The sequence below is a fragment of the Candidatus Palauibacter sp. genome, from assembly GCF_965237495.1.
GTDB lineage: Bacteria > Gemmatimonadota > Gemmatimonadetes > Palauibacterales > Palauibacteraceae > Palauibacter.
In genome coordinates this window covers 2,877,351-2,891,591 of sequence record NZ_OZ250143.1, presented here as the reverse complement: position 1 = coordinate 2,891,591, position 14,241 = coordinate 2,877,351, and the positions used below count along the sequence as shown (strand labels likewise).

Below are 14,241 nucleotides of genomic sequence, written 5' to 3'. Positions count from 1 at the left end.
CCGTTGCGCGATGCCGATCCGACACCCAACCTAGAACGCATCAGGGCGCACTCCGGCTCCATCATCACAACGGGATCATGGCAGCACTTCAAGCTGTCGAGGAAGGAGCACCTGTGAGCACGCACCAGCCACGCCGGGCCCGCCGATTCGCCGCGGGACGGAACCTAGCGACCGCCGCGCTCCTTTCGGGCGCGAATTTCCTTCTGGTACCGTCCGCTCTGGCCGCGCAGGACGGCGCCGGCGACTTCGGCTTCGTCCTCAACACGTTCTCGTTCCTGATCTGGGGCGTGCTCGTGATGTGGATGTGCGCCGGCTTCACGATGCTCGAGGCCGGGTCGGTACGGTCCAAGAGCGCTTCGATGATCTGCATGAAGAACATCGGACTGTACGCGGTCGCGGGCCTCACCTACTACATCATCGGCTACAACCTGATGTACGTCGATGTCGGGAGCGTGATCGGCTCTCTGAGCTTCTTCTATGGCCCGTCCGCCGAGGAAGTCGCGCTCCTCGGGGGTGACGAGAGTATGGCCGGGGCCGTCGCCGAGAACGGCTATTCCGTGATGTCGGACTGGTTCTTCCAGATGGTGTTCGTCGCCACGACCGCCTCGATCGTCTCCGGGGCGCTGGCCGAGCGCGTCAAGCTGTGGACCTTCCTGGTCTTCACGGCCCTCCTCACCGCGATCATCTACCCCATCGTCGGTGCCTGGACGTGGGGTGGCGGCTGGCTCGCCGAGATGGGCTTCACCGATTTCGCCGGGTCCACGATCGTGCACTCGACGGGAGGCTGGGCCGCTCTCGCCGGCGCGCTGGTCGTGGGGCCGCGGTGGGGCAAGTTCCGCAAGGATGGCTCCGTGAAGTCGACGCCTCCGTCGAACATCCCGGCGGTCACGCTGGGCATCTTCATCCTCTGGATGGGGTGGTTCGGCTTCAACGGCGGCTCCCAGCTAGCACTCGCCGGCGTCTTCGACGCGGTCGCAATGAGCAACATCCTCGTGAACACGAACCTCGCCGCCGCGGCCGGCGTCGTCACCGCGCTCTGCCTCTCGCGGCCGATCCTCGGGCGGGTCGACCTCTTCGCCACGCTCAACGGGGCCATCTCGGGGATGGTCGCGATCACCGCGGGGCCGAACATCGACAACTCGCTGTGGGCCCTTCTCATCGGCGCCGTCGGATCCGTCCTCTGCATGGTGGGACTGAGGGTTCTGGAGCGGCGCAGGATCGACGACGTGGTCGGCGCGGTCCCCGCGCACCTCTTCGCCGGGATCTGGGGCACGCTGGCCACCTGTATCGCGGCCGGCGGCGACTTCGTGACGCAGCTGATCGGCGTCTTGAGCGTGGGCGCCTTCGTCTTCTCGACCGCCTGGCTGCTCTGGACCGCGCTGGACAAGCTGATGGGCGTCCGGGTCTCGCGGAGCGTCGAGGAGATCGGCCAGGACGCGGCGGAACTCGGCATCGACGCCTATCCCGAGTTCATCCTCATGGTGGACCCGGACATGGGGGACGACTTCCGCGACGCGGACTGACGTCCGGGGGGAGATCGGTCCTTGTCTCCGATAAAGTTCATCGATCACGGGTACGACCACCCGGACCCCGACCTTCACCGTGCTCGGCGTCGAGGACGTGTCGGAGCAGATCATCCCGATCGATTGCGTGCCGCGTCTCATCACCGCCGACGAATGGGACCACATCGAACGAGGGCTGAAGCAGCGTCTCACCGCCCTCAACCTCTTCCTGCACGACATCTATCACGACGGAAAGTCGCTTCGGAACGGCGTGGTTCCGACCGACCTCGTGCTGGGCTGTCCCGCGTACCGGCTCGAGATGCGGCAAATGAAGGTGCCGCACGACACCTACGTCGCGGTGTGCGGGACCGACATCGTGCGCGCCGGCGACACGTTCGCGGTTCTGGAGGACAATCTGCGCGTGCCGTCCGGCGTCTCTTACATGCTTGCCTGCCGCACGGCGATGAAGTGGGCGTTTCCGTCTCTATACCGCATCTGTACCGCGCGTACGGCGTGCGGGAAGTGGCGGAGTATCCGGAGCGGCTCTACTCGACGCTCGCCTCGCTCGCCCTGGGTTCCGGGACGCCGCGGATGGCGGTGCTGACGCCGGGCCGCTACAACTCGGCCTACTACGAGCACGCCTTCCTGGCCGGAGAGATGGGGGTCGACCTGGTCGAGGGTCGGGATCTGGTCGTGCACGACGCGGTGCTGTACGCACGGACGGCCGCGGGTCTGCGGCGGATCGATGTGCTCTACCGACGCATCGACGACGATTTCCTGGACCCGGTGACCTTCCGTGAAGACTCCGCGCTCGGGGCCGCCGGCCTCTTCCACGCCTACCGGGCCGGGAACCTCGTGCTCGCCAACGCCCCGGGGACGGGGGTGGCGGACGACAAGGGGCTGTACGCCTACGTCCCCCGCATCATCCGCTACTTCCTGGACGAAGATCCGATTCTGGTCAACGTGGAGACCCACCTCTGCCGGGAGCCCGATGGCCTCGTCTACACGCTCGAGCACCTGGCCGAACTCGTCGTGAAGGAGGTCGGGGGGTCGGGGGGGGGGGTACGGGATGCTCGTGGGTCCCCATGCCTCCGCGGCGGAGCGGGAGGAGTTCGCCGCGCAGCTTCGAGAGAACCCGGCCAACTACATCTCCCAGCCGGCGCTGCCGCTCTCCCGCTCGGGCTGTCTCGTCGACGGGCGCCTCGAGCCGCGCCACGTGGACCTCCGGCCATTCGTTCTGCAAGGCCGGGACAGACAGCATGTGGTGCCGGGCGGCCTGTGCCGCGTCGCGCTGCGCAAGGGGGAGCCTGGTGGTGAACTCCAGCCGGGGCGAAGGTTGCAAGGGCCTCTGGATTCTTCGTGAGTAGCGCGTCGCGAGGGACGAACGCCCGATGCTAGCCCGCATGGCGTCGAACTTCTACTGGCTGGGCCGGTACGTGGAGCGGACCGAGAACACGGCCCGTCTGCTCGAGCATCAGCTCGAGCGCCTCGTCGATACGGCCGCCGACGAGCTGGCCGTCGGGTGGCGCGTCCCGTACCGGGCGCTGAGCGAGCCCCCTCCGGAGGCGCCGGCCGACGTCGACGAGGCGGAGGCTTTTCCTCATCGCGGACGCGTATACGCGGAAACCGGAACTGCGACTGATGCTGCAGCCGAGCCGCTTCGCCCGTCCCTCTCCGGCCCTGGACGAGTTCATCAGCAGTTGCGACCTCGAACCCGGGGAGGATCCGCTGGCCGGCGCGCTCGCGCTCCGAACCCGGCTTCACCAGTCGTTCGACTACATCCCGGGTACGACCGCCGTCGATTCCCCGATCGAGCAGATTCTCGAGACCCGCGAAGGGGTCTGTCAGGACTACGCGCACGTGATGGCCTCCATCCTCCGGGGCTGGGGCGTCCCGACCCGCTACGTGTCCGGATATCTGGGGCCGGATCGCGGCGACGGGGAGGGGGTGACGACCGGGGAGAGCCACGCGTGGGTCGAGGGCTGGTTCCCCGGGCCGGGTTGGATCGGTCTCGACCCGACCAACGATGTCCAGTGTGACAAACGACACGTCCGGGTAGCGGTGGGGCGGGACTACGCGGATGTTCCGCCCACCCGCGGTGTGTTTCACGGATCCGCGGAGTCCATGCTGAGTACCCGGGTTCGCATCGTCCGGGAGACGAGTTCGCGCTGAGGCGGCTCGCTCGGGCGCATCTGCGCCAACCGTTCCACAGAGGAGGGAAACCGTGTCCGCGACTCGTTTCTACTGTTGTCCGATCCGGCGTCTTCGGCTCCCCGCCGTCTTCGTCGCGCTCCTTGCCTTCGCCTCGCCGGCCTGGGGACAGTCCGGCTCGGTCGGTGCCGACGTGGTCAGCCGCTACGTCTGGCGCGGCGCCGACTTCGGGGAATCCATGGCCGTGCAGCCGGCGATCACCTTCGGTGCCGGGGGGCTCGAGTTCGGGGCGTGGGGTTCGTACTCCATCTCCGCCTCGGGCGCCTCCGCCAACGAGAACGACCTCTGGGCCACGTACACCGTGGCGGCCTCGTCCGGCCTGTCCGTGTCTTTCGGGTTCACCGACTACTACTTTCCGTCGCCCGACGCGGAAACCGGGTTCGGTGCCGGAGACGCTCATACGCTCGAGGCGTCGCTCGCCTTCTCGGGCCCGGAGACGTTCCCCGTGACCCTCTTCGGCGGGATGCTCACCGGGGGAGGCGATCTGTATGTCGAGGCGGGGGTCCCATTTACGCTCAGCGCCTTCGATGTGGCGCTCCACATGGGCTTCGTGGGTGGCGAGAGCGACTTCTACGGCACGGAGGGCGCGGCTCTCGTCAACGTGGGCGTTACGGCGAGCAAGGCTCTTCAGATCACCGACACGTTCGAGGTGCCCGTGAGCGTCGCCTACATCCTGAATCCGGACCAGGACCGTGCGCACCTGGTGTTCGGCTTCAGCATCGCGCCGTAAGCTCTACCGTATGAGAGCCCCGCGGATCGTCCCGCTCCTGTTCGCATCGGCGTGCTCGCTCGCGCCCCCGCCGTCGCTCCCCGAGCCGGTCGCGGAAATGCCCGGGGACTTCGCCGTGAGGCTGGCCACGGGGGAGTACGAGCCGCTCGAATGGTGGCGTGCCTTCCGCGATCCGGCCCTCGACGCGGTCGTCGACTCCGTGCTCTCCTCCAACTTCGACCTCGCCGAGGCCGTCGCGCGGGTGCAGCAGGCCAGGGCCAGGGCGCGCATGGCGAGGGCCGCCTTCTTTCCCAGCGTCGGCGTCAGCGGGTCCGTCCAGGACTTGGACATACCGACCGACGCGGGCATCGGCGCCCAGATCCAGGCCCTCGGGCTGGGTGGCGAAGCGGGAGACACGATCGCCGGCTTCGTGCTGCCGGAGCGCCTGGAGGTGACGACCTACTCGGTGAGCGCGGACCTGGCGTACGAACTCGACTTCTGGGGGCGGGCCCGGAACGACGCGCGCGCGGCGGGGGCCGAGTACCTCGCCTCGGAATCGGACTTCCAGTCGGCGCGCATCGGGATCCTGGCGGAGACGATCACGACGTACTTCGACATCGTCAGCCTCCGGCGGCAGACGGCGCTCGCCCGGGAGACCGTGGACGTCCTGCTGGAGCGCGAGGCGCTGGCCTCGACCCGTTACGACCGCGGACTGATCGACTCCTACACCCTCTATCAGGTACGTCAGGACCTCAGGAATACCCAGGCGGGGCTCCCGGCCGACCTCCTGTACCAGCGGCCCGACGTCAGAGCCGCGGGACAAAGGCTGGATGCGGCGCGCTACAGCGTGGGCGCCCGCCGCGCCGAACTGCTGCCGTCCCTCTCGCTGTCGGGCTCGATCGGCCTCGCGAGCGCGGAAAGCTCGGACCTGTTCGACGTGCAGCAGTGGTTCACCAACCTCGCCGCGAACCTCTTCGGGCCGATCTTCCAGGGAGGCCGCCTGAGGAACAACGTCGCACTCGCCCAGGGCCGCTTCAATCAGGCCGCGGCGATCTACGGGCGCACGGTGGTGACGGCCGTGAACGAGGTCGAGGTCGCCCTCGCCGGCCTGGAGAACGAGGACCGGCGCCACGTCTTCTTCCTCTCTCAGCGCGAGGAAGCCCAGGCGTCGCTGGATCTCCAGTCCCAGCGGTATGAGTCCGGGGTCGTGGGTTACACGGATTACCTGGACGCGCTGCGCACGCTCCTGAACGTGGAGGCCGCACTCGCGGCGGCGGGTCGCGATCTCGCGCTGGCACGCCTCGCCGTGCACAGGGCGCTGGGCGGCGCGTGGGTCGCCTCGGGACCGCTCGCCGAACCCCGCATGGTCCCGGCTTCCGGGGGGGGGGGGGCGCGTGCGGAGGGAGCCAACAAATGACCGACGAAAGCCGATGAAGCCATGAGACGCAGCGTTCTTGTCGCGCTGGCCACCCTGATCGTGACGCCCGGGTTCGCGCTTTGCCAGGAGGCGAATTCGGCGGGGATCCACGATCCGAACTACCTCGGGACGTTCTCGATCATCGGACGCGACCCGGACACGGGCCAACTCGGCATGGGCGTCCAGTCCAAGGCGTTCGGAGCCGGGAACCGGGCCATGCACGCGAAGGGCGGGCTCGTCATCATCGCCCACCAGGCGGCCGCGAACCCGATGTACGGCGCCATCGGCATCGAACTCCTGCAGGCCGGCTACTCGCCCGAAGAGGCGCTCGAGATCATGGTGGCGAGCGACGAGGGGCGGGATCGCCGGCAGGTCTCGATCCTCGACCAGGAGGGGCGTACGGCGGCCTGGACCGGCACCGGCGCGAGCGACTGGAAGGGCCACCGGTGCGGCGTGAACTACTGCGCGCAGGGGAACATCCTCACCGGCCCCGAGGTCGTGGCCGCGATGGCCGCGTCGTTCGAAGCCTCGGCCGGGACGCTGGCCGAGCGGCTCATGGATGCGCTCGACGCGGCCCAGGCGGCGGGTGGCGACGTCCGCGGCATGCAGTCCGGCGCGATCCTCGTCGTGGCCCCCCGCGTCAACGGCGGCTACAGCGACCGCGTGGTCGACATCCGCGTCGACGACCATGACGAACCGCTCGTCGAGATGCGCCGCGTGCTGAACGTGTACCGGTCAGGTCGGATGCTGCGCGAAGCGGGCCAGATGCGGCGCGACGGCGACCTCGAGGGCGCCGAGGCCCTCGCCCGGGAGGCGTCCCGGACGTCGCCCGGGAACGACAACGTCTGGGTCTCGCTGGCCTCCATGCTGCTCGAGTTGGGACGCGAGGACGACGCCTTCGAGGCCCTTGAGCGGGCGGTGGAACTCAATCCGGGCCGCCGGCGCACCCTCCCGCGGGACGACGCCTTCGAGGGTGTGCGCGACGATCCCCGCTTCCTGAGGATCGTCGGCCGCTAGCGTCCCGCCGCCGCCGGGCCTGCCCGGCGGTCCCGAGGGCTGCTAGTGGTGGTCGGACTCCTCGTAGTGGCGTGCGAGCGCGTCGCCCCCGAAGTCGTTCTCCAGATCCCGCCACACCGAGTGGACGTGGTTCGCGTCGTTCTGCGTGTTGTCGTACTCGATGAGGAAGACGGGGCTGTGGATGCGGTAGTAGTGCCCCTCCTCCGGCTCGGACGACCCCGCCCACGCGAAGTGGATGTCGCCCGCCGGGATCTCGTTCTGGACCCTCATCATCCAGTCGAAGTCGGTCGTCATGTTTCCGACGTACTCATGCACGATGTCGAAGAGGATCGCGCGCTGCGCTTCGGTCATCGCATCGGCGGGCAGACCCTCGAACGCGTCGAGCCGCGCCCGGCGGTCGTTTCCGGTGAGAATGTCGCTCGGCGCTTCGGCGCTGATCACGGCCCGGGTGCGCTGCTCCGCGGAGAGGCTGAGAAGGAGCGCCCGCGCCAGATCCTCCTCCCGGCCCAGCGGCCGCCAGCCGGCCTTCGGTCCCGATGGGACGCGCGCCGGGTTCGCGCCCATGAAGGCGGGGCCCGTCACGGTGAGCGTTCCCGACGGGGATGAGAAGTTGAACGACAGGTGGTGCCCCTCGAAGCGCCACGCCCACGCTCCGCCCGCTGACGGTTCGCCGAAGATGGTGACGTAGTAGTTCTCCGGGTCGCGACGCTCGGGCCGACCCTCCAGCATGCCCAGGACCCGCTCCAATTCGATGATCGCGTTGGCCTTGTGATAGCCCTGGCTGCTCAGCGCCGACTGGAGGAGATCGTGCGCGGCGGCGCGCTGTTCCACCGTCATGCCCGCCAGCGGCAGGCCGTTCCGTTCCCGGGGGATGAAATGCCAGTCGAAGCGTTCCTCATCCGCCAGCGGATAGAGCGCCTTCTCCCGCGCCGCCTCGTCGAGCGTCGCGATGAACGCCTGGGCGGCGGAAGCGGCGTCCAGGGCCGCCACGGCGGGGGCAGCCCGTTCCCGGTCCGGTTCTTCGCCGCTGGCAATCGCGAGCAGCGCCGCGGGAACCATGAGACACGCAGCCCACGTCATCCGCCCGATTGTCGCTTTCCGGTTCGCCATCTCTTCCTCCTGCGCACGGCGGGCGCACTCGCGGTTTGCTGTCGGCGGCTTCAAGTTGGCAACCCCGAAAACGGGGTCGACCACCCCTCATATTCCGGGTCGAGAGGCGGGATCGCCAGATGACAGCGGGTCCGAACGGCGCCGAGGGCGCCGGCCACCCCACACACGTCGAGTTCGATGGCGTGAGCAAGAGCTACGACGGGCGCACGCTCGTGGTGGAGGATCTGAACCTCGGAATCGGGCAGGGCGAGTTCGTGACCCTGCTCGGTCCGTCCGGATCGGGGAAGACGACGATCCTGATGATGCTCGCCGGATTCCAGACGCCGACGTCCGGCGCTATCCGTATCGGCGGGCGCTCCGTCCAGGACCTTCCGCCCCGAAAGCGCGGGATCGGCATGGTCTTCCAGAACTACGCGCTCTTTCCGCACATGACCGTCGGCACGAACCTCGCCTTCCCGCTGGAGGTGCGCGGCATCCCCGAGGAGCAGCGGCGGGAGCGGGTGGTGAGGGCTCTGGAGCTGGTCCGTCTGACGGGGTTTGAGGACCGCCGGCCCGGCCAACTCTCCGGCGGGCAGCAGCAGCGCGTGGCGATCGCGCGAGCGCTCGTCTTCGAACCCGATCTGGTGCTGATGGACGAACCGCTCGGCGCCCTCGACCGCAGCCTGCGCGAGGAGATGCAGTACGAGATCCGCTCCATCCATCAGCGTCTGGGCGTGACCGTGGTGTACGTCACCCACGACCAGCAGGAGGCGATGGTGATGTCGGACCGGATCGCCGTGCTGAACCGCGGTCAAATCGAGCAGATCGCCGGACCGGAGGGGCTCTACGAGGAGCCGGAGCGCGCGTTCGTCGCCCGCTTCATCGGAGAGAACAACCGGTTCCACGGCCGGGTGGCCCGCATGGAGGACGATCTCTGTGAAGTCGACGCCGGCGACGAGCGGATTCGGGCGATCCAGATCGCCCCGTGCGAGCCCGGGGACATGGTCACGCTCTCGATCCGTCCCGAGCGGATCGCCATCAACCCCCGCGGGGGTCTGTACCACAACGAGGTCGAGGCCACGGTCGAGGACATCACCTTTCTCGGCGACCACCTGCGCGTTCGTCTGGCCACGTGCGGCCGCCGCGATGTCGTCGCCAAAATCCCGAACATCGTGGGCCACGGCGCCATGATGGTGGGGGACACCGTGCAGATCGGCTGGACTGTCAACGATTGCCGGGCACTGGACTTCGAAGGTGAAGAGGAGAGCCGAGGATGAAGAAGAGACGCCCGATCCACTGGCTGCGCGACGCCATGCTCGCCGCTATCGGGGCGGCGGCGCTCGTCCTGATCCTCTCCCGCGGGCCCACCCAGGCGCCCGAGGGACCGTCGATCACGGCCGTTTCGTGGGGCGGCTCCTACGGTCGGGCGTACCGGGACGGGATCCAGGTCCCGTTCACCGAGGAGACGGGAATCAACGTCGGCCTGGAGGACTACAACGGCGGCCTGGCGCAGATACGGGCCCAGGTCGATGTCGGCAGCGTCTACTGGGACCTCGTCGATCTCGAGATGGCCGACGCGATGCGCGGCTGTGACGAGGGCCTGCTGGAGCCGATCGACATCGACATGCTGCCGCCCGCCCCCGATGGGACTCCCGCCCGGGAGGACTTCTATCCCGAGATGCAGGGGGAGTGCGGGGCCGGGATGTTGTTCTACTCCACGGTGTACGCGTACAGCGCCGACCTCTTTCCGGATGAGAAGCCCACGACCATGGCGGACTTCTTCGACCTGGAGAAGTTCCCCGGACGCCGCGGGATGCGCCGCGTGCCGCAGGTCAATCTGGAGTTCGCCCTTATCGGCGACGGCGTACCGCTGGACGAGGTGTATGCCACGCTGGATACGCCTGAAGGGCTGGACCGGGCCTTCGACAAGCTCGACACGATCAAGGATCAGGTCATCTGGTGGGAGGCGGGCGCGCAGCCGCCCCAGCTGCTGGCGGATGGGGAGGTCGTGATGAGCACGGCCTACAACGGCCGCATCTTCAACGCCCAGGTCCTGGAGGACCAGCCGTTCGTCATCGTGTGGGATGGCCAGTTGCTCGACTACGGTCAGCTCAGCGTCGTGGCCGGGACGCCGAGACTCGACGACGCCCTCCGCTTCCTCAGCTTCGCGACTACGGCGCGATCCCTGGCCGCGATGGGGCGCCGCATCTCCTACGGGCCGGCCCGCCGCTCGGGAGAGCCGCTCGTCACGACGCACCTGGCGACGGGCGTGGAGATGGCGCCGCACATGCCGACGAGTCCGGAGAACGTCGCGCGTGCCCTGCGCAACAGCTGGTCGTGGTGGGTGGACAATCAGGACGAGCTGAACGAGCGCTTCAGCGCCTGGCTGACCCGCTGAGCCGAATGAGCGGATCACGTCGCCGCCGAGCGCTCTCGGCCGGGCCGGGCGCGCGCGAACGGTTCAGGGCGCTCGCGCTGGTCCTGCCACTGCTCGTCTTCCTCGGGGTGACGTTCCTGGCGCCTCTCGGGACGATGCTGCTCAGAAGCATATACGACCCGGTCGTGGCCGATGCGCTGCCCGAGACCCTCGCGGCGCTGCGCGGCTGGGACGGGGAAAGGCTGCCTCCGGAGGCGGCGTACGAGGCGGCCGCCCGGGAACTCGGGCTCGCACGGGAGGCGAGGACGCTGGGACAGGTCGCCGGCCGCGTGAACCGGCTGGAGAGCGGACTGCGCAGCGTGTTCACCCGCACCGCGGGGGACCTTCGGGAGGCGACGGGCGGCCCGTGGCGCGACGTCATGGCCGGCATCGACTCGGCCTGGGTCCAACCGGCGACCTGGCACGCGATCCGCGCCACGGGCGAGCGTTTCACCGCCCGTCACTACCTGAGCGCCCTCGATCTGCAACGGTTGCCTGACGGTTCGGTCGCCCCGCAGCCCGAGGAACGGCGGATCTACCTGCGGCTCCTGTGGCGCACGCTGCTTGTGAGCCTGGCGATCACCGTCCTGTGTCTGATCCTGGGCTATCCGATCGCCCATCTGATCGCCCACGCCCCGGCGCGCCGGGCCACCCTCCTGCTTGCGCTTGTACTCGTCCCCTTCTGGACCTCCCTGCTCGTGCGCACCACCTCGTGGATCGTCCTCCTTCAGACGCAGGGCGTGATCAACGACCTGCTCGTGGCCCTCGGGCTGGCTGCCGATGACGGCCGGCTCTCGATGATCTACAACATGACCGGCACGCTCGTGGCGATGACCCACGTGCTGCTGCCCTTCATGGTCCTGCCGCTGTACTCGGTCATGCGCTCCATCCCGCGTCTGCACATGAGCGCCGCGGCCTCCATGGGAGCCACGCCGGCCCAGGCCTTTCGCCGCGTCTACTGGCCGCAGACGCTGCCCGGGGTGGGCGCGGGCTCGCTTCTCGTCTTCATCCTGGCCATCGGCTACTACATCACTCCGGCGCTCGTGGGGGGGAGCAGCGGCCAGCTGATCTCGAACATGGTGGCCTACCACATGCAGACATCGCTGAACTGGGGGCTGGCGGCCGCGCTCGGCGCCCTCATGCTGGCCGGCGTCCTCGTCCTCCATCTGATCTACGATCGGCTCGTCGGCGTCGAGCGCATGAGCCTGGGTTGAGACGACGGTGACGGAATCACGGCTTGGCCGCTTCGCCTACCTCGGCTTCTGCGTCCTCGTGTTCGTTTTTCTGATCGCGCCGATCATCGTGATCGTGCCCCTCAGCTTCAACGCGGAGCCCTACTTCACCTTCACCGAGGGGATGCTGCGCCTCGACCCCGAAGCCTGGTCGTTCAGGTGGTACCGGGAGATCCTCGACAACGAAGCGTGGAGGCGCAGCCTGACGAACAGCCTCGTCATCGGCATCTCCGCCACCGCGCTCGCGACGGCGCTGGGGACACTCGCCGCGCTGGGGCTGTCGAGTCCCGCCATGCCGGGCCGCCGCTTCATCACGGGGCTGCTGATCTTGCCCATGATCACGCCGGTGATCATCTCCGCGGCGGGGATGTTCTTCTTCTACGGCAACCTCGGGTTGGGCCAGACCCACCTCGGGCTGATCCTCGCCCACGCGACCCTCGGCATGCCCTTCGTCGTCATCACGGTCGTCGCCACGCTGTCGGCCTTCGACCGCAACCTCACCCGCGCCGCCGCGAGCCTGGGAGCGGGCCCCGTCCACACCTTCCGGACGGTGCAGCTACCGCTGATCGCCCCGGGGGTCATCTCCGGCGCGCTGTTCGCCTTTGCCACGTCGTTCGACGAAGTGGTCGTCGTGCTGTTCATGGGCGCGCTGGAGCAGCGCACGATCCCGCGCCAGATGTGGGCCGGGATCCGCGAACAGATCAGCCCCGCGATCCTCGCGGTGGCCACGTTCCTTGTCGTGTTCGCGCTCGTGCTCCTGCTCACGGTCGAATGGCTACGGCGTCGGGCTACGGCGTGAAGAGGGTTCGACAAAGCCCCCCTCTGGTCGAGGGGGGTAGCCTCCCGCTAGGATAGTTCCCCGACCCGATAAGGCGACTGATACGGCTCGACCCATGGGGAGGGAACATGTTGAGTTTCGCCCGTCCGCTGTCGGTCCCGCTTTCCGTCTTCCTCTCTTTCTGCCTGCTGCTTCTCGTCGCCGCCGAACCCCTCGCCGCACAGACGGCGGATTCCGGCGATACCGCGTGGCTGCTGACGTCCACCGCGCTCATCCTGTTCATGACCCTCCCGGGGCTGGCCCTCTTCTATGGCGGCCTCGTGCGCAGGAAGAACGTCGTGTCGGTGCTCCTCCAGTGTTTCGCGATCACCGGGGTCGTCACGCTGATATGGACCGCGTTCGGCTACAGCCTTGCCTTCGACACCACCGGCATGGCGGCCGGAGAATCGGGCCTTCACGCCTTCGTGGGGACCTTCTCCAAGGCGTTCCTGAGAGGCGTGAGCGCCGACAGCGTGACGGGAACGATCCCCGAGGTGCTCTTCTTCGCCTTTCAGCTCACGTTCGCGATCATCACGCCCGGCCTCATCATCGGGGCGTTCGCCGAGAGGATGAAGTTCTCGGCCATGCTTCTCTTCACCGGTTTGTGGGTCGTCTTCTGCTACGTCCCGATCGCGCACATGGTGTGGGCGGGAGAGGGCTCCTTCCTCGGTGACCTTGGGCTCATCGACTTCGCCGGCGGCGCCGTCGTCCACATCACGGCGGGTACAGCCGCTCTCGTGGCCGCGGTCATGGTCGGCGCGAGGCGGGGATTTCCGCATGCAATCGAGCCTCCGCACAACCTCACGCTGACGCTGATCGGCACCGCGATGCTCTGGGTGGGATGGTTCGGGTTCAACGGGGGCAGCGCGCTGGCCGCGGGCGGACAGGCGGCGATGGCCGTCGTCGTCACCCAGATCTCTCCCTGCGTGGCCGCCCTCACGTGGATGCTGATCGAGACGGTCAGGGTGGGGAAGCCCAGCGCCCTCGGGTTCGCGACGGGAGCGATCGCGGGCCTGGCGGCCATCACCCCCGCCGCCGGAACGGTGGGCCCGGTCGGGGCCATGGCGATAGGCCTCGTCGCGGGTACGCTGGGCTACGTCGCGGCGACCTCCCTGAAGTTCAGGTTCCGGTACGATGACGCGCTGGATGTCGTGGGTGTGCACGGCGTGGGCGGATTCGTCGGCATCGTCATGCTCGCGGTGTTCTCCTCCACCGCGTTCGGGGGATCCATGGTGGATCTCAATATTGCGCGGCAGTTGGGCGTACAGGCCCTCGGCGGACTATTCACGGTCGTGTACACCGTCATCGTCAGTGTGGTGATCCTGAAGGTCGTGGATCTCGTCGTCGGCCTGAGGGTCGCGGAACACGAGGAAGACGAAGGCCTCGACCTGACCCAGCATGGAGAGGTCGGCTACCGCGACATCTAGCGGGATGCGGAGCTTGTCTCGCCGGTCACTTCGACCCAGTCGAACAATGCCATCCGCTCGGCGGCCTCGCCGAGCGGTACGGCCCAGAGGCCGACTCGGGTCAGTCGCATCAGACTGGTCGGCGCCCCCGTCAGGTTCTCCATGTGGACGGTCGTGTCGCCCACGCTTGCACTGAGCACGGCCCCTCTCAGTGAGAGGCGGATCTCCGTGAATGAACCGGCGCTGTCACTGACCGCGTCAGAATACCCGGCGTTGATGACCTCCCACCGGCTCGGGTCGCCACCCGCCCCCAGGACCAGTATCCGGACGTTCGTGTCCTGCCCCCCCAGTTCGAAGCCGGACCCGATCTCGATCGCGATAGCCGGTAGCTGCGCGGACCCCGTATGGGCGACAGCGTTGTCCAA

General features: G+C 68.2%; 12 protein-coding genes and 2 pseudogenes. 12 read left to right on the top strand and 2 right to left on the bottom strand.

Features of this window, described 5'->3' with window-relative positions; translation table 11 throughout:
* Positions 1–113 precede the first annotated feature (113 nt).
* The 7 genes and pseudogenes from ACPXY0_RS12655 to ACPXY0_RS12625 all read left to right on the top strand — a co-directional run bounded on the left by ACPXY0_RS12655 (position 114) and on the right by ACPXY0_RS12625 (position 6,856).
* Positions 114–1,523 (top strand): ammonium transporter, encoded by a 1,410-nt coding sequence (locus tag ACPXY0_RS12655; RefSeq protein WP_423925083.1) that lies wholly within the window; start codon positions 114–116, stop codon positions 1,521–1,523.
* 70 nt (positions 1,524–1,593) lie between these two features.
* Positions 1,594–2,869, top strand: a pseudogene (locus ACPXY0_RS12650) (circularly permuted type 2 ATP-grasp protein); the annotation flags it as partial.
* Between the two features lie 24 nt (positions 2,870–2,893).
* A pseudogene (locus tag ACPXY0_RS12645) lies at positions 2,894–3,001 on the top strand (alpha-E domain-containing protein); the annotation flags it as partial.
* 142 nt (positions 3,002–3,143) lie between these two features.
* Positions 3,144–3,674 (top strand): transglutaminase-like domain-containing protein, encoded by a 531-nt coding sequence (locus ACPXY0_RS12640; protein ID WP_423925081.1) that lies wholly within the window; start codon positions 3,144–3,146, stop codon positions 3,672–3,674.
* 52 nt (positions 3,675–3,726) lie between these two features.
* Positions 3,727–4,443, top strand: a complete 717-nt coding sequence (locus ACPXY0_RS12635) for a hypothetical protein (RefSeq protein WP_423925079.1) — start codon at positions 3,727–3,729, stop codon at positions 4,441–4,443.
* 10 nt (positions 4,444–4,453) lie between these two features.
* Entirely contained in the window at positions 4,454–5,839 is a 1,386-nt protein-coding gene (locus tag ACPXY0_RS12630) for a TolC family protein (protein ID WP_423925077.1), read from the top strand.
* Between the two features lie 21 nt (positions 5,840–5,860).
* Positions 5,861–6,856 carry a DUF1028 domain-containing protein gene (locus tag ACPXY0_RS12625; protein WP_423925075.1) on the top strand — a complete coding sequence of 332 codons (996 nt, stop codon included), beginning with the start codon at positions 5,861–5,863 and terminating at the stop codon, positions 6,854–6,856.
* Between the two features lie 42 nt (positions 6,857–6,898).
* Here ACPXY0_RS12625 and ACPXY0_RS12620 read toward each other — a convergent pair whose 3' ends face one another.
* Entirely contained in the window at positions 6,899–7,966 is a 1,068-nt protein-coding gene (locus tag ACPXY0_RS12620) for a DUF3500 domain-containing protein (protein ID WP_423925073.1), read from the bottom strand.
* 119 nt (positions 7,967–8,085) lie between these two features.
* Here ACPXY0_RS12620 and ACPXY0_RS12615 point away from each other — a divergent pair, with 119 nt between their 5' ends.
* The 5 genes from ACPXY0_RS12615 to ACPXY0_RS12595 all read left to right on the top strand — a co-directional run bounded on the left by ACPXY0_RS12615 (position 8,086) and on the right by ACPXY0_RS12595 (position 13,837).
* On the top strand, positions 8,086–9,222 hold the full coding sequence (locus ACPXY0_RS12615; protein WP_423925071.1) for an ABC transporter ATP-binding protein: 1,137 nt from the start codon (positions 8,086–8,088) through the stop codon (positions 9,220–9,222).
* The gene (locus ACPXY0_RS12610; protein ID WP_423925069.1) at positions 9,219–10,343 is read left to right on the top strand and encodes an ABC transporter substrate-binding protein; all 1,125 of its coding nucleotides are present in this window, start codon (positions 9,219–9,221) and stop codon (positions 10,341–10,343) included. Before ACPXY0_RS12615 ends, ACPXY0_RS12610 begins: the two co-directional genes overlap by 4 nt.
* 5 nt (positions 10,344–10,348) lie before the next feature.
* The gene (locus ACPXY0_RS12605; RefSeq protein ID WP_423925067.1) at positions 10,349–11,575 is read left to right on the top strand and encodes an ABC transporter permease; all 1,227 of its coding nucleotides are present in this window, start codon (positions 10,349–10,351) and stop codon (positions 11,573–11,575) included.
* Positions 11,576–11,582: 7 nt separating this feature from the next.
* The gene (locus tag ACPXY0_RS12600; protein ID WP_423925065.1) at positions 11,583–12,392 is read left to right on the top strand and encodes an ABC transporter permease; all 810 of its coding nucleotides are present in this window, start codon (positions 11,583–11,585) and stop codon (positions 12,390–12,392) included.
* 107 nt (positions 12,393–12,499) lie between these two features.
* A complete protein-coding gene (locus ACPXY0_RS12595; RefSeq protein WP_423925063.1) occupies positions 12,500–13,837 on the top strand; it encodes an ammonium transporter in 1,338 nt (445 codons plus the stop codon).
* On the opposite strand, the gene ACPXY0_RS12590 is transcribed toward ACPXY0_RS12595, so the two are convergent.
* The gene (locus ACPXY0_RS12590) at positions 13,834–14,241 is read right to left on the bottom strand and encodes a hypothetical protein (protein WP_423925061.1); all 408 of its coding nucleotides are present in this window, start codon (positions 14,239–14,241) and stop codon (positions 13,834–13,836) included. The genes ACPXY0_RS12595 and ACPXY0_RS12590 overlap by 4 nt on opposite strands.

What these genes read in the sequence shown, in the direction of transcription:
- ACPXY0_RS12605 (WP_423925067.1), top strand. Translation starts at nt 10,349, where the DNA reads ATGAGCGGATCACGTCGCCGCCGAGCGCTCTCGGCCGGGCCGGGCGCG.
- ACPXY0_RS12630 (WP_423925077.1), top strand. Translation starts at nt 4,454, where the DNA reads ATGAGAGCCCCGCGGATCGTCCCGCTCCTGTTCGCATCGGCGTGCTCG.
- ACPXY0_RS12615 (WP_423925071.1), top strand. Translation starts at nt 8,086, where the DNA reads ATGACAGCGGGTCCGAACGGCGCCGAGGGCGCCGGCCACCCCACACAC.
- ACPXY0_RS12595 (WP_423925063.1), top strand. Translation starts at nt 12,500, where the DNA reads ATGTTGAGTTTCGCCCGTCCGCTGTCGGTCCCGCTTTCCGTCTTCCTC.
- ACPXY0_RS12610 (WP_423925069.1), top strand. Translation starts at nt 9,219, where the DNA reads ATGAAGAAGAGACGCCCGATCCACTGGCTGCGCGACGCCATGCTCGCC.
- ACPXY0_RS12640 (WP_423925081.1), top strand. Translation starts at nt 3,144, where the DNA reads ATGCTGCAGCCGAGCCGCTTCGCCCGTCCCTCTCCGGCCCTGGACGAG.
- ACPXY0_RS12625 (WP_423925075.1), top strand. Translation starts at nt 5,861, where the DNA reads ATGAGACGCAGCGTTCTTGTCGCGCTGGCCACCCTGATCGTGACGCCC.
- ACPXY0_RS12620 (WP_423925073.1), bottom strand. Translation starts at nt 7,966, where the DNA reads ATGGCGAACCGGAAAGCGACAATCGGGCGGATGACGTGGGCTGCGTGT.